The sequence below is a fragment of the Catenuloplanes japonicus genome (genome assembly GCF_000717135.1).
GTDB classification, from domain to species: Bacteria; Actinomycetota; Actinomycetes; order Mycobacteriales; family Micromonosporaceae; genus Catenuloplanes; species Catenuloplanes japonicus.
Map to the genome: position 1 here is coordinate 1 of NZ_JNXY01000056.1, position 24,061 is coordinate 24,061.

At 71.1% G+C, this 24,061-nt stretch carries 16 protein-coding genes; 6 read left to right on the top strand and 10 right to left on the bottom strand.

Translation table 11 applies throughout. From position 1 onward, the window contains the following. Positions 1-904: 904 nt before the first annotated feature. Complete coding sequence (locus OP04_RS47135) at positions 905-2,437, bottom strand: hypothetical protein (RefSeq protein WP_157241322.1); 1,533 nt, start codon at positions 2,435-2,437, stop codon at positions 905-907. A 221-nt stretch (positions 2,438-2,658) separates the two neighbouring features. Between OP04_RS47135 and OP04_RS47140 the strand changes: the two genes are divergently transcribed. From OP04_RS47140 to OP04_RS50980, 3 genes are all read left to right on the top strand, one after another. Beyond that, complete coding sequence (locus tag OP04_RS47140) at positions 2,659-4,917, top strand: M4 family metallopeptidase (protein ID WP_033346619.1); 2,259 nt, start codon at positions 2,659-2,661, stop codon at positions 4,915-4,917. Between the two features lie 292 nt (positions 4,918-5,209). Next, positions 5,210-6,232, top strand: coding sequence for an alpha/beta hydrolase (locus OP04_RS50975; protein WP_051800167.1), 1,023 nt, complete (start codon positions 5,210-5,212; stop codon positions 6,230-6,232). 75 nt (positions 6,233-6,307) lie between these two features. Beyond that, positions 6,308-7,279, top strand: a complete 972-nt coding sequence (locus tag OP04_RS50980; RefSeq protein ID WP_085067357.1) for an alpha/beta hydrolase — start codon at positions 6,308-6,310, stop codon at positions 7,277-7,279. Here the strand turns inward: OP04_RS50980 and OP04_RS47155 are convergent. From OP04_RS47155 to OP04_RS47175, 5 genes are read right to left on the bottom strand one after another with little or no spacing between them, the layout of a single operon-like run. Continuing rightward, positions 7,268-7,939: a FadR/GntR family transcriptional regulator gene (locus tag OP04_RS47155; RefSeq protein ID WP_033346620.1), complete on the bottom strand. Its 672-nt coding sequence runs from the start codon at positions 7,937-7,939 to the stop codon at positions 7,268-7,270. The two genes, OP04_RS50980 and OP04_RS47155, sit on opposite strands and share 12 nt — an antisense overlap. Further along, a complete protein-coding gene (locus OP04_RS47160; protein ID WP_033346621.1) occupies positions 7,939-8,892 on the bottom strand; it encodes an ABC transporter substrate-binding protein in 954 nt (317 codons plus the stop codon). The genes OP04_RS47155 and OP04_RS47160 overlap by 1 nt, the downstream gene beginning before the upstream one ends. Before the next feature lie 8 nt (positions 8,893-8,900). Continuing rightward, positions 8,901-9,842, bottom strand: a complete 942-nt coding sequence (locus tag OP04_RS47165) for an ABC transporter permease (RefSeq protein ID WP_033346622.1) — start codon at positions 9,840-9,842, stop codon at positions 8,901-8,903. Next, entirely contained in the window at positions 9,839-11,323 is a 1,485-nt protein-coding gene (locus tag OP04_RS47170) for a sugar ABC transporter ATP-binding protein (protein ID WP_033346623.1), read from the bottom strand. The genes OP04_RS47165 and OP04_RS47170 overlap by 4 nt, the downstream gene beginning before the upstream one ends. Then, positions 11,320-12,573: an enolase C-terminal domain-like protein gene (locus tag OP04_RS47175; RefSeq protein WP_232324014.1), complete on the bottom strand. Its 1,254-nt coding sequence runs from the start codon at positions 12,571-12,573 to the stop codon at positions 11,320-11,322. The genes OP04_RS47170 and OP04_RS47175 overlap by 4 nt, the downstream gene beginning before the upstream one ends. Positions 12,574-12,869: 296 nt before the next feature. Here OP04_RS47175 and OP04_RS47180 point away from each other — a divergent pair, with 296 nt between their 5' ends. After that, on the top strand, positions 12,870-14,138 hold the full coding sequence (locus OP04_RS47180) for an SAM-dependent methyltransferase (protein ID WP_033346624.1): 1,269 nt from the start codon (positions 12,870-12,872) through the stop codon (positions 14,136-14,138). Here OP04_RS47180 and OP04_RS47185 read toward each other — a convergent pair. Together OP04_RS47185 and OP04_RS47190 are read right to left on the bottom strand one after the other, a co-directional pair. Next, complete coding sequence (locus OP04_RS47185) at positions 14,127-15,545, bottom strand: M81 family metallopeptidase (RefSeq protein WP_033346625.1); 1,419 nt, start codon at positions 15,543-15,545, stop codon at positions 14,127-14,129. The genes OP04_RS47180 and OP04_RS47185 overlap by 12 nt on opposite strands. Positions 15,546-15,680: 135 nt before the next feature. Continuing rightward, positions 15,681-16,856, bottom strand: coding sequence for a carbohydrate binding domain-containing protein (locus OP04_RS47190; protein ID WP_033346626.1), 1,176 nt, complete (start codon positions 16,854-16,856; stop codon positions 15,681-15,683). A 152-nt stretch (positions 16,857-17,008) separates the two neighbouring features. Here OP04_RS47190 and OP04_RS47195 point away from each other — a divergent pair, with 152 nt between their 5' ends. After that, the gene (locus OP04_RS47195) at positions 17,009-18,766 is read left to right on the top strand and encodes a heparinase II/III domain-containing protein (protein WP_051800169.1); all 1,758 of its coding nucleotides are present in this window, start codon (positions 17,009-17,011) and stop codon (positions 18,764-18,766) included. A 146-nt stretch (positions 18,767-18,912) separates the two neighbouring features. On the opposite strand, the gene OP04_RS47200 is transcribed toward OP04_RS47195, so the two are convergent. Further along, positions 18,913-19,836, bottom strand: coding sequence for a bifunctional 4-hydroxy-2-oxoglutarate aldolase/2-dehydro-3-deoxy-phosphogluconate aldolase (locus OP04_RS47200; RefSeq protein ID WP_157241326.1), 924 nt, complete (start codon positions 19,834-19,836; stop codon positions 18,913-18,915). A gap of 218 nt (positions 19,837-20,054) precedes the next feature. On the opposite strand from OP04_RS47200, the gene OP04_RS47205 reads away from it, so the two are divergent. Further along, on the top strand, positions 20,055-20,945 hold the full coding sequence (locus OP04_RS47205; protein WP_033346627.1) for a LysR family transcriptional regulator: 891 nt from the start codon (positions 20,055-20,057) through the stop codon (positions 20,943-20,945). A 161-nt stretch (positions 20,946-21,106) separates the two neighbouring features. Here OP04_RS47205 and OP04_RS47210 read toward each other — a convergent pair whose 3' ends face one another. Next, positions 21,107-23,863: a hypothetical protein gene (locus OP04_RS47210; RefSeq protein ID WP_033346628.1), complete on the bottom strand. Its 2,757-nt coding sequence runs from the start codon at positions 23,861-23,863 to the stop codon at positions 21,107-21,109. Between the last annotated feature and the right edge of the window lie 198 nt (positions 23,864-24,061).

Below are 24,061 nucleotides of genomic sequence, written 5' to 3' on the forward strand. Positions count from 1 at the left end.
GATCTTCCACGGACCGCACGAGCGGCACGGGCCACCGACCTCGGCCGGCTATCTCATGAAATGTCGGGCGCAGTGCTCACCCTGCGGAGCGTGCGCGCGATCGTGCAGAGCTGAACCCTGACCGCGAAAGGTCAGTAATGCGTAAGCAGCCACAAAGGTGACCGCCTGGCTGCCCCGTCTGCCATCGACCCGCCCGCAGGGGTGCAGATCATCGGCAGGGCCGCCACCAACGCAACCGGCGGCATACCGCGGAACGCAAGCCTGAACCCGACCACGACGCTGACCGCCACCGGCCCACCCGACGCAACCCTCAACACCGGACCACCCACGGACCCGCAGCCGATCAACGAGAAGTGACCGCCCAAACGCGAGAACCCAGAAGCCGCCGCCCGACAGACCAAAGCTGGCGGCCCTGCCGATGATCTGCTCGGCTTGTCCCGGGTCGATGACAGGCGGGGCAGACAGGCCGCACGAAACCCAACCACCCGCTCTACATGGCAGCGCAGCTGAAAGGTCTTGGATCCTGCCCCGGAGCCGGAGCGCTCCCGCCGGAGGCAAAAACCGCACCCAGCCCACCCAACGCAACCAATAACACGAAATTTCGGGCGCGGCAGCGCCCGCTGATCAGAGCCTGAACTGAGCTCGAGCCGGACCTTGAAGGGGGGACTTTGAAGGACAGACTTTGCAGGACAGACTTTGCAGGACAGACCTTGAAGGACGGACCTTGAAGGAAATGCCTTGGCGCCGGACTCCCGGGATTGCCGGGGGATTGCGACGTGCCGGGCATGGCGGGGTTGCCATGAACCACTGCGCCACCGCTATGTCAGCAGCAGCCGCGCCTCCGTGGACCCTGCACCGACCCCGGTGGGCAGTACGCGTGCCGGCCGAGACGGGTGAGTGGCACCTACCAAGGAACCGCCGCGAGGCGGATGTGGGCGAACCCGTTGCGGTCGCCGGGGGAGTACCAGGAGAGCCAGAAGCGGTCGGGTGTGCTGAGTTCGGCGTGGGCGGTGAAGGCGTAGCAGCCGAAACCGCCGCCGGGGCAGCTGTCCGGGACCTGGCCCGCGGGTCCGGCCGTCCACGGCCCGGCCGGTGAGGCGGACTCGTAGATCCGATAGCCACCCGTCCCGAACGAGGACTGGATGATCATGGCGTACCGATGGCTGCCGACCCCGGTGAAGTCCGCGACGTGCGCGGACCAGATCTCGGGCGCGGTGATCACGCTGGCGGCGGTGGATTGGGAGGTGGTCCAGGTCGTGCCGTTCCACCAGCGATAGTTCGCCGCGTTTCCCCAGGAACTGGCGTCCGCCGCGACGCGCGCCACGATCACGCGGGCACTGCTGAAGTCGTGGGCGTAGAAGTAGAGGAACCCGTCACCGCCGAAGACCGGGGACCCGAGCTGCTGCGTCACCGGCACGCCGTTCTGCAGCGGCGATGCCGTGAACGGCGTGACCGTGCTGAGGAACCGGTTCGTCGCCGGGTTGTAGTCGGTGAGTGTGACGCGCTCGACCGGCCAGCTGTCGCGGGTGGTCGCCACGCAGATCTGGTGGTAGGCGATCAGCAGCCGCTCGGTGCCGGGGATGCGGGCCATTCCGGAGGTCCACGATGCCGGATAGCTGGAGCTGACGTCCGGCGTGCAGGCCACCGGCCCGGGGTTCGGGTTCGACGGCGTCGGGTTGCCGGGCAGCAGCAGCCCGGTCGGCGTGGGCAGGAAGAGCGCGACGCCGGTGCGCCCCGGCGAGGGTGCCGCCGGTGGCGTCGGGAGTTCCTGGAGCGTGACCGGCACCTGGCCGCGGGCGTATGGTCCGGCGGCCGCGGTCGTGCCGAGCAGCCACGGCGGCGACCCGTTGCGGTGCACGGTGTCGCCGAAGATCCACAGGCTGTTCGTGGACGAGTAGGCCGCGCTGAAGCCGGCGTCGCGGGAGATCGGCCGGTCCGACGTGTCTGCCGCGGACAGTGGCCGGCCGAGGTCGATCGTGGCGGCGGTGCCGGTCGTTGCGGTGCGGAAGCGCTGGGTGGAGTTGTGGTCGCCGGTGTCGGGCTGGGTGCCGGGGGAGGAGACCGCGCCGCCCTGCTGGCCGACGCAGAGGCCCGGCGCCTGCACGTTGCTGTCGCCGTAACCGCAGAACTGGGAGTGGTAGAGCGTGCCGGGGGTGAGTCCGGTGATCGCCTCGGTGACGGTGACGAAGCCGCCGGTGTCCACGTTGGCCTCGTGGTGCGGGGTGCTGGTGACGGTGGTGGCGCCGTCCGGCCAGTACTGGAACCAGTACGTGCACGGGTTCGTGGTCGTCTCGGCGAGGCATCGGGTCTGGGCGCTGAGCGTGGCGGTCGCCGTGCCGACCGTGGTGGGCGGGCCGGACCACCCGTCGCAGCCGGACGCCACGATCAGGACCAGCGGCAACAGGGCCGCGACTCGCACTCTCGCATTGAGCGCCATCACGTCATCGTAGGGCGCTCACCCCGTACCCCCGGGATGTCGTTGTTTTCAGAAGAGGTCGAACGCTGTGAAATCGATGTAACGCTACGAAACCGACGTCTGATGATATGACGTGATCGGTATGAATAAATGTTGTGAGAGCGCGTTCCGCTTCGCCCGGGGACCTTCGATGATCAGTGGCATCGATGGATGCGTCGCATCCTGGCCTGGGGAGGCAAAGCTTGAGATCTTCTCTCGCGTTGGCCGGCATCACAGTGCTGGTCGGCAGCGGTCTCGCGGTCATCGCCACGAGCGCGAACGCCGCACCGCAACCCGCACCCGAGTCGTCGGCGCTGGTCGCCGGCGCGAACGCCGTGCTCACCGCACACCCGGACGCGGTCAAGGGCTCGGCGAAGGACCGGTTCGTCCTGTTCAGCAGCAAGGAGGACCGCGGCGGCGGCGCGGTGGTCCGCTACACCCGCACCTACGACGGGCTGCGGGTGGCCGGCGGTGACGTGGTCGTCCGGACGGGCGCGCGCGGCGAGCTGACCGGCAGTTCGGTCGGTCTGAGCGCGCCGCTGACGCTCGGCACGAAGCCGGCGATCACGGCGGGTGCGGCCAAGGAGAAGGCGGTCGGCGAGTTCTCCGGCACGATCGCGGAGACGAGGGCACCGGAGCTGTTCGTCGACGCGAGCACGGGCACGGGGCGGCTGGCCTGGGAGACCGTGCTGACCGGCATGGGCACGGACGGGCAGACGCCGTCGAAGCTGCACGTGATCACGGATGCGCAGACCGGCGCCGTGATCCGGGAGACCGACGAGTTCAAGACCATCACCGGTGAGGGCCACGGCATCTACTCCGGCGAGGTCCCGATCGAGACCACGCTGTCCGGCTCCACCTACAGCATGATCGACCCGGACCACGGCAACGGCCGCACCTGCGACATGAACAACACCACCGGGGGTACGTGCACCACGTTCACGGACGCGGACAACGTCTGGGGCGACGGCACGCAGGGGAACCGGCAGTCCGCGGGCGTGGACGCGCACATCGGCGCGTCGCTCACGTTCGAGTACTTCCTGGAGGTGCACGGCCGTAACGGCATCTTCGGCGACGGCCGGGGCGTGCCGTCGCGGGTGCACTACGGCCAGAACTACGCGAACGCGGGCTGGGACGGCGCGCAGATGACCTACGGCGACGGCTCGGGCAACGCGCGCCCGCTGGTGTCGCTGGACGTGGCCGGCCACGAGATGTCGCACGGCGTCACGGAGAACGTGGTGCCGAACGACCTGACCTACGCGGGCGAGTCCGGTGGCCTGAACGAGGCGACCAGCGACATCTTCGGCAACATGGTCGAGTTCTTCGCGCAGGCGCCGGGCGACCCGGGCGACTACGACATCGGCGAGATGGTCGACATCCGGGGCAACGGCACGCCGCTGCGCTACATGTATAACCCGACGCTGGACGGCGTCTCGCACGGCTGCTGGTCCACGACCACGAAGAACGTGGACGTGCACTACTCGTCCGGTGTGGCGAACCACTTCTTCTTCAACCTGGCCGAGGGTTCCGGCGCGACCGAGTTCGGCACCTCCCCGCTCTGCGGCGCGGCCCCGGCCGTGACCGGCATCGGGCGGGAGAAGGCGGAGAAGATCTGGTTCCGCGCGCTCGACACCTACTTCGTGTCCAACACGTCGTACGTGAACACGGCGACGCCGTCGAACACGGCGCGGGCGTACACGCTCTCCGCGACCGCGGACCTCTACGGCCTGTGCGGCGTGGAGTACAAGACCGTGCAGGCGGCCTGGACCTCGGTGAACGTGGCCGGACCGGACGTGGACAACTGCGTGGAGAACAACTTCACGGTCGCGCTCGCCCCGGCCTCGGTCACGCTCGACCCGGCGGGGGACCCGGCCACCACCACCCTGAGCACCACGGTCATCGCGGGCACGCCCGAGGAGGTCGTCTTCTCCACCGGCACGCTGCCGGCCGGCATCTCGGTCGGCTTCAGCGCGCCGTCCGTGACCGCGGGTGGCTCGGTCGAGGTGACGGTCTCCGCGTCCAGCGCGGCGGGCAGCGGGACGTACCCGATCACGCTGGTCGGCACGTCGCCGTCGGTGGCGCGGACCGCGACGCTGTCGCTGACCGTGAACGGCTCGCCGGGCTGCTCCGGCACGAACCTGACGGTCAAGCCGATCACGGACAACAGCACGGTGGAGACCGAGATCGTGATCAGCGGGTGTGCGGCGACGCCGTCACCGGTCACGCAGGTCGCGGTGGACATCACGCACACCTGGCGCGGCGACCTGATCGTCACGCTGGTGGCGCCGGACGGCAGTGCCTACGTGCTGCACAACCGGGCCGGTGGCAGCGCGGACGACATCAAGCAGACGTTCCCGGTCGACCTCTCCTCGGAGACCTCGAACGGGACCTGGAAGCTTCAGGTCCGCGACGCTGCCAACGGTGACGTCGGCACGCTGAACAGCTGGGGCATTTCGTTCTAGTCCCACCCGATGACGGCCGGTAGCCCGACATGACGGCCGGTAGCCCGACAGGGCTGCCGGCCGTTGCCGCGCAACGAGGCGGCCGCCGTCCGGGTTGTGGCCTGAACGGATCGCCTGCGCCGCCACCGGAACGACCCCGCACGGGACGATAGATCATCCTGACGCGCCGACGACGGATGTCTATGTAGTGACTTGGTATGCCGTGAGGCTGAATGAGCGCGGAATGAGCGCGTCTCACTCAACATTCCCGGCGATTATGAGCCACATGATGGCACTGATTTATCGATCTACCGTGCGCATTGTCGCGCTGGTCGCGGTGGCGGCATCAGTCGTCCTGATCGCGATCACGCCGGCGTCCGCCCACGGTGGCCAGTGCGCGCGGCGCCTGGTCACGGTGACCCTGTCGGAAGGACGTGACGCGCCACGCTATCGGGTGGCGACCTGGCTGTGCAAGCCCAAACGGTCGTCGTCCGTGGTGCAGGTGCTCATGTCCGGATTCACTTATGATCACCAATACTGGATCAACACGTCCTATGCGCAGGAGGCGCTCGAGGCCGGTTATGCCGTTTTCTATATCGACCGAATAGGGGTCGGGGAAAGCGACCGCCCGCCGGCCGATCAGGTCACCGCGGAGACGGAGGCCTACGTCGCGCACCAACTCGTGCAGCGGCTGCGCGGGGAGCACCGGTTCCGTACCGTGGTGGGGGTCGGGCACTCCTACGGCTCGCTGATCTGGACGGCCGAGGCCCACCGGTGGGAGGACGTCGACGCGTTCGTCTTCAGCGGCCTCATGCACGCGGTCGACGTGCCCACGCAGATTACGATCCGCGCGCACCTCTACCCGGCGTCCGGCGATCCCCGGTTCGCGGGCTGGCCGGACGGCTACGTCACCACGATGCCGGACTTCCGCCGCCAGGCCTACCTCTACCTGCCCGGCATCACGAACCGCATGGTCGGGATGGACGAGCGGATGAAGGTCACCGGCACCACCGGGCAGCTGGCCTCGCTGAAGAACCTGGGCGACCCGACCTACACCAGCCGGATCCGCAAGCCGGTGCTGCTGCAGATGGGCACGAACGACGCGCTGTTCTGCAACGCGCTCACCGGCATCCCCTGCGGCACCCCGGCCGACCTGTGCCGGCGCGAGCGGGCGCTCTACCCGCGCACGCCACTGTCCGCGACCGTCGTGCGCGACACGGGTCACACCATCCTCTACCACCGCACGTCGTGGCAGGCCACGGACACCGTGCTGGACTGGATCGGCCACACGGTGCGCCGTGCTCCGGCCCCACGCAACGTGATCCACTGTAGATAGGTTTGAACCGGGCGGGCCCGTTGCCGTAGCAAGGGTGGATCAACGTCACTCTCCACCTTCAGGGGCCCCGCCTACATGAGTAACACCGTCACACGCGTCCTGCGGCCGGTCGGAACAGCCTTGGCCGTGATCGTCGCCATCGTCCTGGTGGCGGTGATCGCGCTCTTCGCCTGGCCGCTGGACAGCGACGACCTGCACCCGGCCGCGCGGCAGCTCAGCTTCGCGCAGGCACGGACCGAGATAGCCGCGACCGCGGCCGAGGAGCAGAAGGACACCCGGCTGTTGCCGGAGTGCCGCTCCCGGGCGCTGGTCCACGAGGACCGGCCGGCCGCGAAGGCAGTGCTGATGCTGCACGGCTTCACCGCCTGCCCGGGTCAGTTCGCGGAGCTCGCCCAGCTCTTCTACGACAACGGCTACAACGTCTACGTGCCGCTGGCGCCCGCGCACGGCTTCCCGGACCGGGACGCGCTGCCGTCGCTGCGCTCGCAGGAGCTCATCGAGTACGCGTCCGGCGCGCTCGACGTCACGCGCGCGCTCGGCGCGGAGACCGGCATCGTCGGGCTGTCCGGCGGCGGCGTGCTGGCGACCCGGCTCACCGCGGACCGCCCGGACGACGTGCAGCGCCTGCTGGTGCTCTCGCCGTTCTACCGCCCGGCCGCGTCCCAGGCGCCGTCGATCGTGGTCAAGCCGTTCACCGTCCTGTTCGGATTCCGGCTGGTGCCGGACCACGTGAACGGCGCGAACCTGTCCTTCACCGCGCTGGCCCAGTACCTGCGTCTGGCCGAGACCGTCGACGCCGGTGTGACCGGCGGCAAGCTGGCCTCGATCGCGGTCGTCACCAGCCCGAACGACGGCGACATCGACCTGGCGCGCGCGGTCGCGCTGCCGCTGGACATGGCGGACGCACGCGGGCTGGACCTGCTCCAGTTCGAGATCCCGGCCGAGACCGGCGTCGGCCACGACACGGTCGACCCGGACGACATCGGCGCGGCCAAGACCGAGCTGTACCCGCGCTACCTGAGGCTCTACCAGGGATCAGCCAACTGACCGCAGCCACATCTCGATGCCGGCCACGTGCATGGTCGCCCAGGCGCGGGCGCGCTCCGCGTCCCGGGCGGCCAGCGCATGGACGATCGCCCGGTGCTCCGACGTGGTGCGCTCGAGCGCGCCGGTCTGGGTGAGCCCGCGCCAGACGCGGGCCCGCAGCGTCGGCGCGCTGGTCGACTCCAGCAGCGAGGCCAGCACCGGGTTGCCGGACGCCTGGGCGATCGCGCGATGGAACTCCAGATCCGCGCGGACCAGCTCGTCGATCGAGGTCGAGTCGCCTACGGCGTCCAGAAGCGCATCGAGGGTACGGAGGTCCGCGTCCGTCATCCGGCCGGCCGCCATCGCCGTGGCGGCCGGCTCCAGGATGCGGCGGACCTCGAAGAAGTGCAGCACGGTGTCGTCCCGGTTCAGCTCGGCGACGAAGTCCAGCGCGCCGAGCAGCAGCGACGGCTCCAGGCTGGTGACGTAGGTGCCGTCGCCGCGCCGCACGTCGAGCACGTTGATCAGGGACAGCGCCTTGACGGCCTCGCGGAGGCTGTTGCGGGACAGCCCCAGACGGTCGGCCAGGTCGGCCTCGCGCGGGAGGCGGTCGCCGGGGCGCAGCGTACCCGCGAGGATCATGTCCTTGATCTTGTTTATCGCCTCATCCGTGACCGCCATTACTGATACAGCACGGCCTGGATCTCGGGTGCGTCGATGTTCGTCTTGTCGTACCAGAAGTAGCCGGTGTCGACGGTCTTCTCCAGCGCAGTGCCGTTGATCGCGGACATGGCGGCCTTGACCAGCTGCGCGCCCATGCCGACCGGGTTCTGCGTGATCGCGCCGGCCATCAGCCCGGACCGGATCGCGTCCAGCTGTGCCTTGCCGGAGTCGAAGCCGATGATCGTGACGCCGGTCTTCCCGGCCTCCTGCACGCCGCGGACCACGCCGACCGCGGAGCCCTCGTTCGCGCCGTAGATGCCCTTGACGCCCGGGTTCGCGCCCAGGATCGACTTGGTGATGTCCGCGGATTTGGCCTGGTCGCCGTCGCCGTACTGGACCGGCAGCAGCTGCACACCGGGCGCGTTCGCCGCCATCCACCGGGTGAAGCCGTCGCGCCGCTGCTGACCGGTGAGGCTGGTCTGATCGTGCACCACCACCGCCACCTGTCCTGAGCCACCGATCAGCTCGGTCATGTGCTTGGCGGCCTCGCCCGCGGCCGCGAGGTTGTCGGTCGCGACCGTGGTGAGCGGCACCTGCGAGTCCACGCCGGAGTCGAACGCGATCACCGGGATGTTCTGCGCCTTCGCCTGTTGTAGCAGGCCCTCCGCGGCCTTGGAGTCGAGCGCGGCGAAGCCGATCGCGGCCGGCTTCTTCGCGATCACGTTGGTGAGCATGGTGATCTGCGCCTCGACCTCCTTCTCCGTGGCCGGGCCCTCGAACGAGATGGTGGCGCCGGCCGTGGCCGCCTCCTGCTCCGCGCCCTTCTTCACGGCCTGCCAGAACTGGTGCTGGAAGCCCTTCGACACGATCGCGATGTAGGGCTTGCCGTCGCCTCCCGCCTGCTCCCCGCGGTTGCATGCCGCGAGCGTGGCCACGGCGAGTCCACCGACCAGCAACTGACGTCTGCGCATGATGCTCCTTAGAGGACGGCCGTACGCCTCCGTGCCATGTCGGCGTAGACGGCGATGAGGATGACGATGCCGAGGATGACGTTCTGCCACTCCTGCGGGATGGACAGCAGTTGCAGACCGTTGTTGAGCACGGAGATGATCAGCGCGCCGATGACGGTGCCGACGATCGAGCCCTTGCCGCCGGAGAGCGAGGTGCCGCCGATCACGACCGCGGCGATGGCCTGCAGCTCGTACCCGGCGCCGGTGGCGGGCTGCGCGGAGCCGAGCCGGGCCGAGATCATCACGCCGGCCAGGCCGGTGAACAGGCCGGCCAGCGTGTAGACCGCGATCTTCCAGCGCGTCACGTCGATGCCGGACAGCGCGGTGGCCTCCTCGTTGCTGCCCATCGCGAACGCGTACCGCCCGAGGACGCTCTTGCGCAGCAGCACGGCCGCGACCGCGGTGGCCGCGATCAGCACCAGCACCGCGTTCGGGAACTCGGGGATGATCGTGCCGGTGGACAGCAGCAGGTAGCCGGGGGCGTCGTTGAAGTAGATCGGCGTGCTCTCCGAGACCACCAGCGCCAGGCCCTGCGCGACCAGCATGGTGGCGAGCGTGGCGATGAACGGCGGCAGCCCCAGCCGTGCCGTGCTGAAGCCGTTGATCAGCCCGATCAGGCCGCCGAACAGCACCGCGAGCAGCACGCCGACCGGCCAGGGCAGGCCCCAGGTGACCACGAACGTGCCGGACATGACCGCGCACAGCGCCATGCCGGTGCCGATCGACAGGTCGATGCCGCCGGTGACGATGACGAACGTGGTGCCGAGCGCCAGCAACCCGATCACCACGGTGGAGAACAGGATGTTGACGATGTTGCCGTAGGTGCCGAACATCGGCGTCGCGATCACGAACGCGATCGAGATGACGATCAGGCCGGCGAAGGCCCACAGCTGCTGAAGGCGCGCGATCATCCGGTTGCTCCGCTCGTGGCCAAGTGCATGATGCGTTCCTGGGTGGCCTCGGCCGCGGACAGTTCGCCGCGCAGCCGGCCGCCGCTCATCACCAGCACGCGGTGCGCCATCCGCAGGATCTCCGGCAGCTCCGAGCTGATCATGACGATCGACCGGCCCTGCGCGGCCAGGTCGTTGAGGAGCTGGTAGATCTCCTCCTTCGCGCCGACGTCGATGCCGCGCGTGGGCTCGTCGACGATCAGCAGGTCGCACTCCTTGGCCAGCCACCGCGCGACGACGACCTTCTGCTGGTTGCCGCCGGAGAGGTAGCGCGCCTCCTGGCGTACCCCCGGAGTCTTGATTTTCAGGGTTCTCACGGCATCTTCCGCGGTGATCCGGACCTTGGTGTCGTCCACGAAACCGGCCCGCGACAGCTTCTGACCCAGCGCGGAGATGGCGATGTTCGCGGCCACGGACTGGTCGAGCAGCAGGCCGAACTGTTTGCGGTCCTCGGACAGGTATCCGATGCGCAACGCGGCGGCCCGCGCCGGATTCTTGATCCGCACGGTACGGCCGCGGACGCTGATCGTGCCGGCGCTCACCGGGTCCGCGCCGACGATCGCGCGGGCCAGCTCGGTGCGGCCCGCGCCCATCAGGCCGGCGACGCCGAGGATCTCACCCTCGCGCACCTCGAAACTGATGTCCCGCAGCAGGCTCTTCGTGGACAGATGGTCGATGCGCAGCACCGGCGGGCGGTCCTCGCGCACGTTCACCGGCGTGGCGCCCGTGTTCAGCTCGCGGCCGACCATCATGGAGATGATCTGCGGCAGCTCCGCCTCCGCGGTCGCGACCGTGCCGACGAAGCGCCCGTCCCGGATGACCGTGATCCGGTCCGAGACGCGTTTCAGCTCCTCCATCCGGTGCGAGATGTAGATGACGCCGGAGTCCGGACCGGTGAACCGCCGGATCAGCCCGTGCAGCACCTCCACCTCCGCGTCGTTCAGCGCGGCGGTCGGCTCGTCCATGATCAGCACGCGGGCGTCGTGCGACAGCGCCTTCGCGATCTCCACCATCTGCTGGCGGGCGACGGTCAGATCCTTGACCAGCGCGCGCGGGTCGAGCGGCAGGCCGAGGCGGTCGAGCAACTGCCCGGTCCGCTCGTTGAGCCGGCGCTCATTGACGAACATTCCGAGGGTACGCGGCTCGCGTCCGATGTAGACGTTCTGCGCGACCGTCAGGTCCGGCATCAGGTTGAACTCCTGATGGATGATGCTGATGTCCCTGCTCCGGTGCGGGTCCAGCGCCTCCCCGTCGAGCCGGAAATGGCCGGCGTCCGGTGCGAGCGCGCCGGTGAGCAGCTTCATCAGCGTCGACTTGCCGGCGCCGTTCTCGCCGACCAGCGCCAGGACCTCGTTGTGCCGCAGCTCCAGGTGCATGTCGCTGAGCGCCTGCACGCCGGGGAAGCCCTTGCTGACGCCGTCGGCTTCGAGGAGGCTCGTCATTTCTCGTATTCCCTGATCGACTCCGGGCGCATCTCCGTGCCCGCGCCCGGCACGGCCGGGGCCAGGTAGTTGCCGTTCTCCACCACGACCGGCGCCACGAAGTGCTCGTGCAGGTGATCGACGTACTCGATGTAGCGGTCCTCGCGCGTGCCGGACACGGCCACGAAGTCGAACATCGCCAGGTGCTGCACGGCCTCGCACAGCCCCACCCCGCCCGCGTGCGGACAGACGCGCACGCCGAACTTCGCGGCCAGCAGCAGCATCGCGATGTTCTCGTTCACGCCCGCGACCCGCGTGGCGTCGATCTGCAGCACATCCAGCGCCTGGGCCTGCAGGAACTGCTTGGCCATCACACGCCCGGTCATGTGCTCGCCGGTCGCGACCGGGATGGAGATCGCCCGTCTGATCGCCTGGTGGCCGAGGACGTCGTCCGGGGAGGTGGGCTCCTCGATCCAGGCCAGGTGCGGGTCTCCGAGCGCGGCGATCCACTCGATGGCCTGCGGGACGTCCCAGCGCTGGTTCGCGTCGACCGCGATCTTGAAGTCCGGTCCGACCGCCGCACGGGCGATGGCCAGGCGACGCCGGTCATCCTCCAGATCGCCGCCGACCTTGAGCTTGATCTGGGTGAACCCGTCCGCGACCGCCTCCCGGCACAGCCGGTCCAGCTTCGCGTCGTCGTAGCCGAGCCAGCCCGGCGTGGTGGTGTAGGCTGGATAGCCGGTGCGCATCAGCTGGTCGATGCGGTCCTGCCGGCCCGGCCTCCTCAGTAGGTCCATCGCCTCGTCGCGGGTGAGCGCGTCCGTCAGGTAGCGGAAGTCGACCGTGTCCACGATCTCCTCCGGCTCCATCGTGGACAGCAGGCGCCAGAGCGGCAGCCCCGCGCGCTTCGCCCGCAGATCCCACAGCGCGGTCAGCACCGCGCCGATCGCCATGTGCATGACGCCCTTCTCCGGCCCCAGCCAGCGCAGCTGCGAGTCGTGAACGAGCCGGCGCCAGGCCTCGCCCAGATCGTCGAGCGGCAGTCCGCGCAGGTGCGGCTCGAGCGCGCGGATCGCCGCCACCTGCACGTCGTTACCTCGCCCGATGGTGAAGACGAAGCCGTGCCCCTCCTCGCCACCGTCGGTGACAAGCCGGACATAGGCGGCCGAGTAGTCGGGATCCGGATTCATCGCATCGGAGCCGTCCAGCAGCACCGACGTAGGGAATCGGACGTCGTGGGTCCTCATGGCGACGATGCGGCTCATCGGCATGCCGCCATCAGACATCGGAGCTTTCGCCTATGTCAATGCCATCTCCCGGAAACATTCCCGGCATTGACCCGACGTTCGGCCTGCACCGGTCTGCCGACCACCCGGTCGGCAACGTCCTGGCGGCACGCCGGCTCCCGGGCGTGCCGTGCGGGCCGCAACCACCTCGAAGTGGGCAAATACCGTGCTCATTCCCGGTTTTATGCAGGAAAGCTGTGCGTCAGCTCATAAGTTACTTCTATAAATCAGCTATATATTGTGCGAACAAGGACTTGATCACGCACAAGGGAGACGCCGGGATGGCTACGAACCCGTCCGTGGCGGAGCGGCTCAACACGCTCCTCCGCCCGATTCTCCGCGGTGAGCTGCGGCTTCGCGCCTGGGACGGATCGGAGGCGGGCCCGCCGGACGGGCCCGCGCTGGTGATCCGCGACCGCCAGGCCCTGAGACGAATGCTGTGGCAGCCGAACCAGCTCGGTCTCGCCCGCGCCTGGGTCGCCGGCGAACTGGACGTCGACGGTGACCTCTACGACGCGCTGCTCCGCATCGCCGAGACGGTCTGGCGCGAGGGCGAGCCGGAACGGCGCGACACGCTCGGCCTGGCACGCGAGGCGATCAGCCTGGGCGCCCTCGGCCGGCAGCCCGCACCCCCGCCGGAGGAGATCGTGATGTCCGGCCGGCGGCACAGCCGGGGCCGGGACAGCGGCGCGATCAGCCACCACTACGACGTGAGCAACGACTTCTACCGCCTGGTCCTCGGGCCGTCGATGGTCTACTCATGCGCCTACTGGCCGTCCGCGGACTCGGACCTGGAGACCGCCCAGCACGACAAACTCGACCTGATCTGCCGCAAGCTCGGGCTCCACGAAGGCCGGCGACTGCTCGACGTCGGCTGTGGCTGGGGCTCGCTGGCGATCCATGCGGCGCGCGAGTACGGCGTGGACGTCGTCGGCATCACCATCTCCCGCGAGCAGGCCGATCTGGCGCGCAAGCGCGTGGCCGAGGCAGGGCTGTCCGACCGCGTCGAGATCAGGCTGCAGGACTACCGCGAGATCAACGACGGGCCGTTCGACGCGATCTCCAGCATCGGCATGGCGGAGCACGTCGGGACCGCGACCTACGCGGAGTACGCCAGGATCCTGTTCACACAGCTCAAGCCCGGTGGGCGGCTGCTCAACCACCAGATCGCGTCCCGGACCGAGAGCACGACCGGCAACGTCGAGGCCACGTTCATCAACCGGTACGTCTTCCCGGACGGCGAGCTGGTCGCGCTCGGTGTGACGACCGGGCTGATCGAGGACGCCGGGTTCGAGGTGCGGGACGTGGAAGCGCTGCGCCCGCACTACGCGCTCACGCTGCGGGAATGGGTACGCAACCTGGAGGCGCACTGGGACGAGGCGGTGGAGCAGGTCGGCGCGGGCCGGGCCCGGGTGTGGCGGCTCTACATGGCCGCGTGCGCGCTCGCGTTCGAGACGGACCGGCTCGGCGTCAACCAGATCCTCGCGGTGAAGCCGCACTCGGACGGGCACAACGTGATGCCGCTGGTCCGGCCGCGCTCAGTGCAATAGGCGCGGGGTCAGGTCCGGGTCGGTGGCGAACTCGTCGAACGGGAACATCGGGCGCCGGATGCGGTGGTGGCCGAGGCGCGCGAGATCCTGGTCGACCGCGCCGGGCGTGAGCGCGAGCGTCCAGCCCCGCGCGATGTCGTGGAGCGTCGGCTCCAGGTAACCGATCTTGGTGACCACGATGTCGGCCGTACGCGGGTCGAGGCCGAGCGCGGTGAAGTCGTCGACCGCGTGGAACGCCTTGCGGAACTCGGTGAGGATCGCGTGCAGGCCGCCGACCCGGATCACCGCGATCCGGCCCGCGTCCGGGTCGCCCTCGTGCAGGCTGTGCAGCTCGCCGGCGACCCGGGTGCCGTCGGCGAGCCGCACGTCCGCGAGGCGCGTGCCGAACAGCCGGTCGATCGCCGGCGCGTCGAAGACGGAGGCGACGAAGGTGATCGGCGCGTCCGGGCCGGTCAGCTCCGGCATGGCGAGCAGCTGCGACAGCGTCCAGGTCACGTCGCCGCTGCCGCCCGCGCCGGGATTGTCGCCGGAGTCGCTGATCAGGTAGGGCTTGACCTTGGCGTCGAGGGCGCGGGACACGCCCTCGGCCAGCGTGCCCGGCGGGCCGACGAAGGCGAACTCGTCCCGTACCCGCCAGAGGTGTTCTGCGATCTTCTGGGCCTCGGCCGCGACGAGATCGGGCGAATCGCCGGTGACCAGCACCGTCGCGTGGCATCGAGGCTCGTCCGCCCAGGCGTAGCCGATCCAGATCGACGCGTCCGTGACGCCGTCGAGCTGTTCCACGGCGGCCAGCGACCCGTAGAGGCTCCGGGCCGGCTCGACCCGGGTCGAGGTCTTCTCGCCGGGCAGCAGGATCGGGACCGGAACCCAGGCGCGATGGGGGCGGGCGCCCGCCGCCAGCCAGGAGACCAGGTTGCGGGCCGCGCGCTCGCGGGTCTCCCACGCGTCCTCGTGCGGCGCCAGCCGATAGCAGGTGGGCAGCTCGACCGCGTGCGCGAACCGCGCGGAGACATTGCCGTGCAGGTCCATCGGCGCGGAGATGATCGCGTCCGTGATCTCGCGGATCGCGGCGACGAGGTCGCCCTCGGCGTCGTCCAGGCCGTCGACGCTCATCGCGCCGTGCAGGTCGAGGTAGAGGCCGTCCAGCGGACCGGCGTCGCGGAGCCCGGTGAGAATGCGCTGCTTGAAGTCGTCGTAGACCGGCTTCTCCACCCGGCCGCCCGGGATCGAGCGCGCGTAGAACACGCCGATCCACTCCGCCGCGTCACCGAGCGGGGTGCCCGGCGCGAGGAAGTCGTAACGCTCCCGCACCGCCGCCCCGGCCACGTCCGAAAAATCGCGATAAGAGGCGCGATGGGTGGCGTAGGCGCTGGACTCGATGTGCAGACCCGCGATGGCGATCCTCATGATGAGAGCGATCGTAGGGCGGCGCGGTCAACCCCCTGGAATCGGGTCTTCGGGGCCCATGGATGCCGGGCGGCGAGAACCTCCAGGCCGGGGACGGTGCCGGCGCTTCCTCGGGGGAATCGTGACGAACCAGCGTCAAAACGTTGCGGTCAGCGACACGTCGTCGATCGTCAGCGAGTAGGCGGGCTGCCGGCTGCCCGCCTGGAACGCCAGCTCCCCGGTGTTCGTGTCCGGGCCGCCGCTGAACGCCACGGACACCAGGCACGGCCGCGGCCCGGCCCGGACGACGCGGATCAGCGCGGGCTCGTAGTCCACGTCGTCCTGCAGCACGACGCGGATCGGTCCGGGCCTGCTCGCGGTGATCCGGAACGTCAGCACGTAGGACGCCCTGGTCCGCAGCTGCAGATCCCTCTGGATCACCATCGCGTCCCACGGGTTGCCGGACCGGTCGGGCACGTGCGCCACCAGCGCACGGTTCGCGGCCGTGAGGCTCAGCCCGGTCGCATTCGTCCACCACGGCTCGGTGGCGGCGTTGTCGAACGTGCCGTTGCGGAGCAGCTCGGTCGCGCCGGGCCGCACGGGCGGAAGATCAGAAAGACATTCCACCTCAGGGGGTACGGCCGGGGGCAGCAGACCGAGCGGCAGGAAGCGGACGCCGAGCCCGCCGACCAGGATCCCGGCCAGGAACAGCGCGACCGCGGGCACGATCCGCGCGATCCGCGGCGGTGCGGGCCACGGTATCCGCCTGGCGGGCCGCGTCCGTCCGGCCGGCCGCGCCGGTGCGGATCGGGCCGAGGCGGGCCGCGCCGGCTCGGCCCGCCTCGGAGAGGAGACCATGATCGGCATCTGGGCGTCGTCGCGGACCTCCATGACGCCGGTGCCCGCGTCGGACAGCCGCCGCCAGGTCTCCCGCCACTGCTTCAGCACGTCCTCCGTGCTCTCGCCGCCGCGGAACGCGCCTTCGGCCCTCGCGCCTTCGCTGCGCGCGCCTTCGCTGCGCGCGCCTTCGCTGCGCGCGCCTTCGCTGCGCGCGTCTCCGTCTTGCGCGTCTCTGACGTGCGCGGCTTCGTCGTAGGCGCGGAGGCAGGCGGTCACGTAGGCGTCGACGAACTCGGCGCGGGGCATTCTCGGCAGGCGGCGGCCGGAGAGGATGTCGTGGACTGTGCTGGTCGGGAGCGCGCCGGGCGGGTGCGCCAGGTCGCGCAGCGTGCGCAGCGACGGCTCGCCCGCCCAGGCCCGCAACCGGTTGAGCGCGTCCGTGAACTGGGCGGGGCTGCCCGCCACCGACGGATCCGGACGGTTCTGCTCCATCACGCTCCCTGGGGCACCGCGGGCGGGCTCGTGCGCGCACAGCGTACCCGTGCATCGATGTCTGTGCTTATGGAGGTGCGGACGGGAGCGCCTGTGTTCGGCTGTGAACGGATGATCGTTGCGGCCCGGGTTCGGTGCTAGCTTGACCGGCCATGCGCACCCCCGTTCTGAGCACCGCGTTCCGCGCCGGCAGGCTCGCCCCGCGCGCCACCGTGGACCATGCCGCGTTCGCCGCGATCCCGGCCGCGACCCGGGACGCCGTCGTCACGGTCGCGGACGGGACGCTCGGCCTGCCCTGGCCGCAGCCGACGCTCACCCGGTGGCGCGCCTACCGCCGCGACGGCAGCCGGACCGCCTGGGAGGACCCGTACCTCGCCCGCCGGCACCGCCTGCACGCCGTCGCGCTCGCGCTGGCCGTGACCGGGGACCGGGACCGGTACGCGGACGAGCTGCTGGACGGCGTCTGGCTGCTGGCCGAGGAGACCACCTGGTGCCTGCCCGCGCACGAGCACCCGGACCGGACCGTGCCCGACCCCGCGCGCCCGCACCTCGACCTGTTCGCGGCCGAGACCGCGGCCACGCTCGCCTGGATCCTGCGCCTGCACGAGGAACTGTTCGCCGACGTGCCCGGCGTGGCGGCCCGGATCTCGCGGGAGATCCGCCGCCGCGTGCTCGACCCGTACCGTGCGGACGCGGGCACGTACTTCTGGTTCGGCGCGCCGATGAACTGGAACCCGTGGATCACCGACAACGTGATCGCGGCCGCGCTGCTCACCGACCCGGACCCGGAGCCGATCCTGGAACTGGCCGTGCGGAGCCTGGACGCCTACCTGGACGGGGTGCCCGGCGACGGCGGCTGCCCGGAGGGGATCTCGTACTGGTGGCACTCCGGCGCGCGCCTGTTCGAGGCGTTGGAGCTGCTCGGCGTACCCCCGGAGATCTGGTCCGATCCGTTGATCCGGCGGATCGGGCGGTTTCCGCTGACCGCGCACGTGGGCGGCGAGTGGAGCGCCAGCTTCGGCGACGGCAACGCGCGGGTGCCACGCGGATCCGGCAAGGACCATCTGTCGCCGGCGCTGCTGCATCGGTACGGCCGCGCGATCGAGGACCCTTCCGTGGCCGCCTTCGCCCGCGCGTCGCGGGGCGACGATCCGCTGGTCACGCTGCCGAGCCCGATGGGGCGCGCCATCGCGGCGCTGACGGACACGGCCTGGCGCGACGCCGGACCGGCCGAGTTCCCGGCGCCGCCCGTGCAGTGGCTGGCGGAGACGCAGGTCGCGTCCCTGCGCGGCGGTGCGCTGCACCTGATCGCGAAGGCCGGCCACAACGACGAACCGCACAACCACAACGACGTCGGCAGTTTCGTGCTGGCCGCGCACGGCGAGCCGATCGTCGTCGACGCGGGCACCGGGGTGTACGACCGGGACAGCTTCGGTCCGGACCGGTACCGTGCGTGGTTCACCCGGTCGGCGTTCCACAGCGTGCCCGAGATCGACGGGGTGGAGCAGGGGGCCGGCGCGGAGTTCCGTGCCCGCGACGTGCGGCTGGACGGGGCGGACTTCACGATGGACCTGGCCGGCGCCTATCCCGTTGCGGGCCTGGTGTCGCTGCACCGCACCTTCACGGTCACGCCCGGCGCGATCACGCTCACGGACGCCTGGCAGCTCGGCCACGACCCGGCGACGATCCGCCTGCGTCTGCTGCTGCGCGACATTCCCCATCCGGTACGCATCGCGCTCCCTTCGCACGTGCGCCCGACCACCTCGACGATCCCGCTGACCGACCCGCTGCTGCACGCCGTCTGGGGCGACCACCTGCTGCTGCTCACGCTGGACGTGGTCTCCCCGGGCCGGACAGGTGCCGTCACCGTGCGCTTCGAGGAGGCGGGTCGAGGCGACGCTCGGCGCTGATCGGCCTTTACCGCGGCTGGTTCTCCCGGCCGGACTCGTCAGCCGGGTCTTGCGGCTGGGGTTTCGTGGCCGGGTCTTGTGGCTGGGTCTCGGGCCGCGGCTGGGTCTTGTGGCTGGGTTTCGGGGCCGGGGCTGGGTCTTGTGGTTCAGGCGAGGGCCGTGATGATGGCGGTGAGGCCGTCCGGCGGGAGGAGCGCGTTGTCGACGCCCAGCGCGCGGGCGCCGGCGAGGAGGAAGCCGGAGGCGTTGTCCGGCGTGATGCCACCGGCGGCGATCAGGGAGATGCCGGGGAAAGACTGGTGCAGGTCGCGGATCCAGTCCGGCCCGAGCGAGGCCGCCGGGGCGACCGTGAGCCAGCGGCACCCGGCACGGTAGGCGCGCTGCACCTCCGTCGCGGTGACGGCGCCGGGGATGTGGGGGAGACCGGCCGCGAGGCTGACCCGCAGCACATCCACGTCGAAGCCGGGCGCGACGGTGATCGCGGCCCCGGACTTCTTCGCGGTCGGCACCAGATCCGGCGTGAGGATGCCGCCCGCCACCGCGACCTCACCCCGTTCCGCCGCGAGGCGGGAGACGGCCGCGAGCGCGTCCCGCGAGGCCGGCGCATGCAGCGGTACCACCACCGTCCCCAGCCCGGAGTCCCAGACCGCCTCGGCCAGCGCGACAGTCCGCGCAATCGGCAGATTGCGCAGAATCGCCAGCAGCGGCCGCCCCTCCAGCACCCGATCCAGCACCTCCGCCGCAGACGGCAGCGGCGGCCGCTCGCCACCACCGGCCGTCGACGCCGGTCTGGCACCCCCGCTCGGTACCTTCAGCGGCCGGCTACCGCCACCCGGCGGCAGCACCGGCCGGTTCCCGCCACCTGACGGCGGGTCCGGCGTTTTGCCGCCACCTGACGGCAGGCCCGGCGTTTTTCCGCCGCCCGGCAGGTGCGGTGACCGGTTGTCGCCGCCCGACGGCAAGGGCGGCCGGCGCTCGCCGCTCTGTCCGGCGTCGCCGGGCGGGTGCTCCGCCATCGCGCTCACCTTCCCGTCGCGGTGCAGCGCTGCGGCATCGCTTCCCGCTATCACCCGATAAATGGTGATTTTACCGAGCCTTCGGTGCCATCGTTGAGCCGTGGCCGACGCGCTGCGCTATTTCCCGAAATTTCGGACATGGCGTGTCCGGTGCCCCGGGCGGCGGCAATCCTGGCGGTGCGATCGCGGCAGATCCGGACCTCGCGGCAGATCCGGACCTCGCAGCGGCTCAAGGACGGGGAGCGGCACCCCCGGATTGATACTCTGGCGGTATGAGTGAGCTGGAGACGCGGCAGCTGCGGTACTTCGTGGCGGTGGCGGAGGAGCTGCACTTCGGGCGGGCCGCGGCGCGTCTCGGGATGGCGCAGCCGCCGCTGTCGAAGGCGATCCGTGATCTGGAACGGCAGCTCGGCGTGCAGTTGCTGGTACGGACGACACGGCAGGTCACGCTCACCGAGGCGGGGGAGACGATGCTGTCCGGCGCGCGGGACGCACTGGATGCGGTGGCGGCGGTGGCGCTGCGGACGCGGCGGGCCGGACAGCGGGAGCCGTCGCTACGGGTGGCGCTGAAGGCGGACTTCGACGCCGGCCTGCTGCCCGCGATCGTGGACGCCTACGACCTGATGCCGGTCGAGCTGGTGCTGGGCGGTCCGGGCGATCAGGTGCGAGCGCTGCGCGACGGGCGTGCCGACGTGGCGCTGGCGCTCGCCCCGCTCGACCCCCGCGACGCACCTGACGTGGACAGCGAGCCGCTGGTGACCGGCCCGCGCGTGGTGGCGCTGCCGGCCGCCGACCCGCTGGCGGCCCGCACCACCGTGCGCCTGGCCGACCTGGCCGGCCGCCGCCTGCCGAACGGTTCCCCGGCCGAGACCGGGAACGTCACGCCTCCCGCCGAGCAGATCAGGGACCTCGCGCAGCTGTTCAACCTGGTGGAGATGGGCAGCGTGGTGTGGTTCCCGCCGGCCTGGGTGGCCCGCCGCTTCCCACGCCCCGGCATCGCCTACCGCGACATCCCGGAACTCCCGCCTGCCACCCTCCTGGTCGCGTGGCCCGCCGCCTCCCGCTCCGCCGAGGTGGCGGCCTTCGTCCGGACCGCCCGCCAGGCGGCCGACTCGCGAGCGGCCACCGAGGCCCGCGATACCGCAGCGATCCAGGCTTACTGACCGTCCCGCGTCGCGAGGCCATCGCGCAGGCTGCTATTTGCTGAAATTTCGGGCACGGAGTGCCCGCTGCAGGCGCCTTCGGCTGGGCGCTTCCGGCTGGGCGCTTCCGGCCGGGCGCTTCCGGCCGGGCGGCCGTTGATCGGCGACCGCCCGGCCGGCCGTCAGTCCGTCACCGTCCCGATCACCGGTGGGAGGTCGGCGCCGACGATGTGCAGCTGGACGACCTCGGACGGCTCGGCGACACCGTCCGCGACGGTCGGGAGGGAGAACTCCGCGACCGTGGCGCCGGCGGGGAAGTCGAGGGACCAGCCGAGGAACGCGGACAGTGGTACGGCAGGGTCCGGCTGGAGGCCGTAGTTGTCCAGCAGCCACCGGGGATCGAGGTCCGCGCTGGACAGCTCCGGGGCGGACGCGGGCGGCTCGGCCCAGAAGCCGAACAGGCGGAGCGCGTCCTCGGCGGGAGCGGAGAGGGCGAAGCGCCAGGTGAGCGCCGCGCCCTCGGTGACCCGGTCCGCGACCGGGGTCACGGACAGCGTGGGTGCCGGGTCGTCGTTGACCACGTCGACCGTGCCGACGTAGTCGCCGATGGTCAGGCCGCGCTCGGCCTTGGCCAGCACCTCGACGAGCTCGGGCCGCTCGCGGTAGAGCGTGTCGCCGCGGACCGTCACCGGTACGTCGATGCGGCGCTGACCGGGACGGACGTCCGCGATCCAGCTGACGCTGCTCACGCCCTCGGGCTGGACGACGGAGAGCCGCAGGCGGCCGTGCGCGTCGCCGGTGATGTGCACCGGGATCTGGTAGGTCCGCTCACCGCTGTCGCCCTCGTCGACGACGATCCCGCCGATGTCGACCCGGGGGAGCGTGGCCGGGCGCGGGTCGGGGGTGCCGGGTGACCAGCCCCAGGCGTCGATCAGCCAGGCGGTGCCGGTCGCGGTGCGCGGTGTCAGGATCAGGCGGGACACCTCGCGCACGCCCTTGCGCGGCACGCGGACCTCGTGCGCCCAGATCGGGGAGGCGGCGAAACCGTCGGTCGGGAGGCCGGAGACGGTCACGTCGCCGAGCGCGGTGTGGCGCCCGGCCGGGTCCACCACGGTCACGCCGACGGTGGTGGCCGGCGTGTTCTCCGGCAGGGCCAGGCGCAGCGCCAGGTCGCGGGACGCGCCCAGCGCGGCGGGGGACGGGAGCGTGACCGTGATCGGCGTGCCGGCGGCGGCCCAGTCGTAGCGGACCGCGTGCCGGCCGGGCTCGTCGAACAGCCGCCGGAACGTCGCGAAGTGCGGTGAGCGCACGGTTTCCCGGTCGCGGCGGCAGGCGGTGGCCGGGTCGGTGGAGACCTGGTCGCAGACGTGGGCACCGGCGGAGGTGGTGAGCGCGGGGCCGGGCAGCAGCACGGGCGTGCGCACGCCGCCGACCGCGTGGCTGAGCACGCGGGCGGGGCCGGCGGACGGGGCGGACCGTCCGCTGCCGTCCAGCAGCGGGCGCACCCGGTCGTCGCCCGCGACGAAGAGCCGGGCCGCGGCCGCGATGTAGGTGGCGCCCACGGCCTGCTGCTGGAGCGCGGTGAGCCGGGTCGGGGCGTGCGTGCCGCAGACGCCGTCGTCCTCGAACGGGTAGTCGTCGGCGGACGGCGCGACCGCCTGCCCGGGTGTCCACTCGGTGTTGAAGTAGTTGTGGTTCGCACCGACCGCGAAGAGCACGCTGTGCAGCGCGCGGCCGTTGCCGAGGCCGCGGGTGCCGTCCGCGTAGAGCTGGCCCTGGAGGTCGGCGACGTCGCCGTCACAGCCGGGCAGGATCGTCACGGAGGGCACGTCCGGCGCGGGGTTCTGGCCGAAAATGGTCGGGCCGATGTGCAGCACGCCGCGGATGGTCCACCGCGTCCGGATGCTGTCGCCGGGCGGCGGGCTCAGCGAGTCGGCCGCGGCCCGGTTGACCCCTTCGCCGCCTCGCGAGTGACCCATCAAAAAGATCTTTGCCATATCGGGTACGCCGGAGGCGCGCACGATCGGCGGTGCGCCGGACGGATCGCGGGCCCAGTCGGCCCAGAGCGACAGGTGCCGCCGGACCAGCAGCGAGCGCGCGTCGGCGCCGCGCTCGTCGATCGCATTGTCCTGGGCGCTGATCCCGTTGGCCGCGATCGACACCGTGATGTAGCCCTGCGACGCCAGCAGCTCCTGAGCCTGGAGGTAGCCGCGCTGGCTCGGGATCGGCAGCGCGCCCTCGGCGCACGGCCAGTCGACGGTGAAGTCCTCGCTGCCCGGGACGTAGCACCACAGGTGCCGGCCGTGCAGGAACAGCGCGAGCGGCCGCGGGCCGGGCGCGCCGACCGGCGAGACCACCTCCGCGAGCATCTCGACCTTCGCCGGGAGCCTCGGCAGCGTGATCCCGGGAAGCTCGTAGGAGCCCCGGACCGTCCGATACGGCCCCCGGACGCCGGGGTCGACCTCGTTGGCCGGGAGCGCGGCCGGGACCGGGACCGGGGCGGCGGTGCGTCGCGCGGGCGGTGACACGTCGAGCCGTCGGCTGTCGGCGCGCACGGACAGCGCGGAGAACGGGACGGCGGCGCCCCGATCGAGCCGGAACGTGCGCAGGTCGGTCTGGACCGGGCGGCCGAGCGGAGTGTCGCCGGCCCAGAACTCGATCACGGAGCCGCCGATCGACACCGGCGTGGCGGACCGCCAGACCAGCTGCCCGCCCTCGACGGACCAGCCGATGACCGGCGCGGACCCCGTTGCAGGCGTGGACCCGGTGGCGGGCGTGGACCCGGTGGCGGGCGTGGACCCGGTGGCGGGCGCGGACCCGGTGGTGGATGCGGAGCCCGCAGCGGATGCGGGCGTCGGTGCGGGTGCGGACAAGGCGGGAGCGCCCGACCCGGCCACCAGCACCGCGGCGAGCACGGTTGTTACCAGTGTTCTTCGCATGACCAATGTTTCTAGTTCATCAACGCGAATATGCGCATGCATCTCTGTCCGATCGGTCGCGCCGGCCGATCGTGGGGAGCGACAGGGTGTGCCTGAGTGCGGCGGAACCGGCTCCTCGCGTCGTGCGGAGCGCCAGCGGAGCCCGGCGCGAGGTTTGCCCGCGGGAGCAACGCTGCCGGACCACGCCGGAAGCGGGAA

Coding starts and splice junctions, on each gene's coding strand:
- OP04_RS50980 (WP_085067357.1), top strand. CDS start 6,308: ATGAGTAACACCGTCACACGCGTCCTGCGGCCGGTCGGAACAGCCTTG.
- OP04_RS47135 (WP_157241322.1), bottom strand. CDS start 2,437: ATGGCGCTCAATGCGAGAGTGCGAGTCGCGGCCCTGTTGCCGCTGGTC.
- OP04_RS47170 (WP_033346623.1), bottom strand. CDS start 11,323: ATGACGAGCCTCCTCGAAGCCGACGGCGTCAGCAAGGGCTTCCCCGGC.
- OP04_RS47205 (WP_033346627.1), top strand. CDS start 20,055: ATGAGTGAGCTGGAGACGCGGCAGCTGCGGTACTTCGTGGCGGTGGCG.
- OP04_RS47195 (WP_051800169.1), top strand. CDS start 17,009: ATGCGCACCCCCGTTCTGAGCACCGCGTTCCGCGCCGGCAGGCTCGCC.
- OP04_RS47210 (WP_033346628.1), bottom strand. CDS start 23,863: ATGCGAAGAACACTGGTAACAACCGTGCTCGCCGCGGTGCTGGTGGCC.
- OP04_RS47160 (WP_033346621.1), bottom strand. CDS start 8,892: ATGCGCAGACGTCAGTTGCTGGTCGGTGGACTCGCCGTGGCCACGCTC.
- OP04_RS47165 (WP_033346622.1), bottom strand. CDS start 9,842: ATGATCGCGCGCCTTCAGCAGCTGTGGGCCTTCGCCGGCCTGATCGTC.
- OP04_RS47180 (WP_033346624.1), top strand. CDS start 12,870: ATGGCTACGAACCCGTCCGTGGCGGAGCGGCTCAACACGCTCCTCCGC.
- OP04_RS47175 (WP_232324014.1), bottom strand. CDS start 12,573: ATGCCGATGAGCCGCATCGTCGCCATGAGGACCCACGACGTCCGATTC.
- OP04_RS47185 (WP_033346625.1), bottom strand. CDS start 15,545: ATGAGGATCGCCATCGCGGGTCTGCACATCGAGTCCAGCGCCTACGCC.
- OP04_RS47155 (WP_033346620.1), bottom strand. CDS start 7,939: ATGGCGGTCACGGATGAGGCGATAAACAAGATCAAGGACATGATCCTC.
- OP04_RS47190 (WP_033346626.1), bottom strand. CDS start 16,856: ATGGAGCAGAACCGTCCGGATCCGTCGGTGGCGGGCAGCCCCGCCCAG.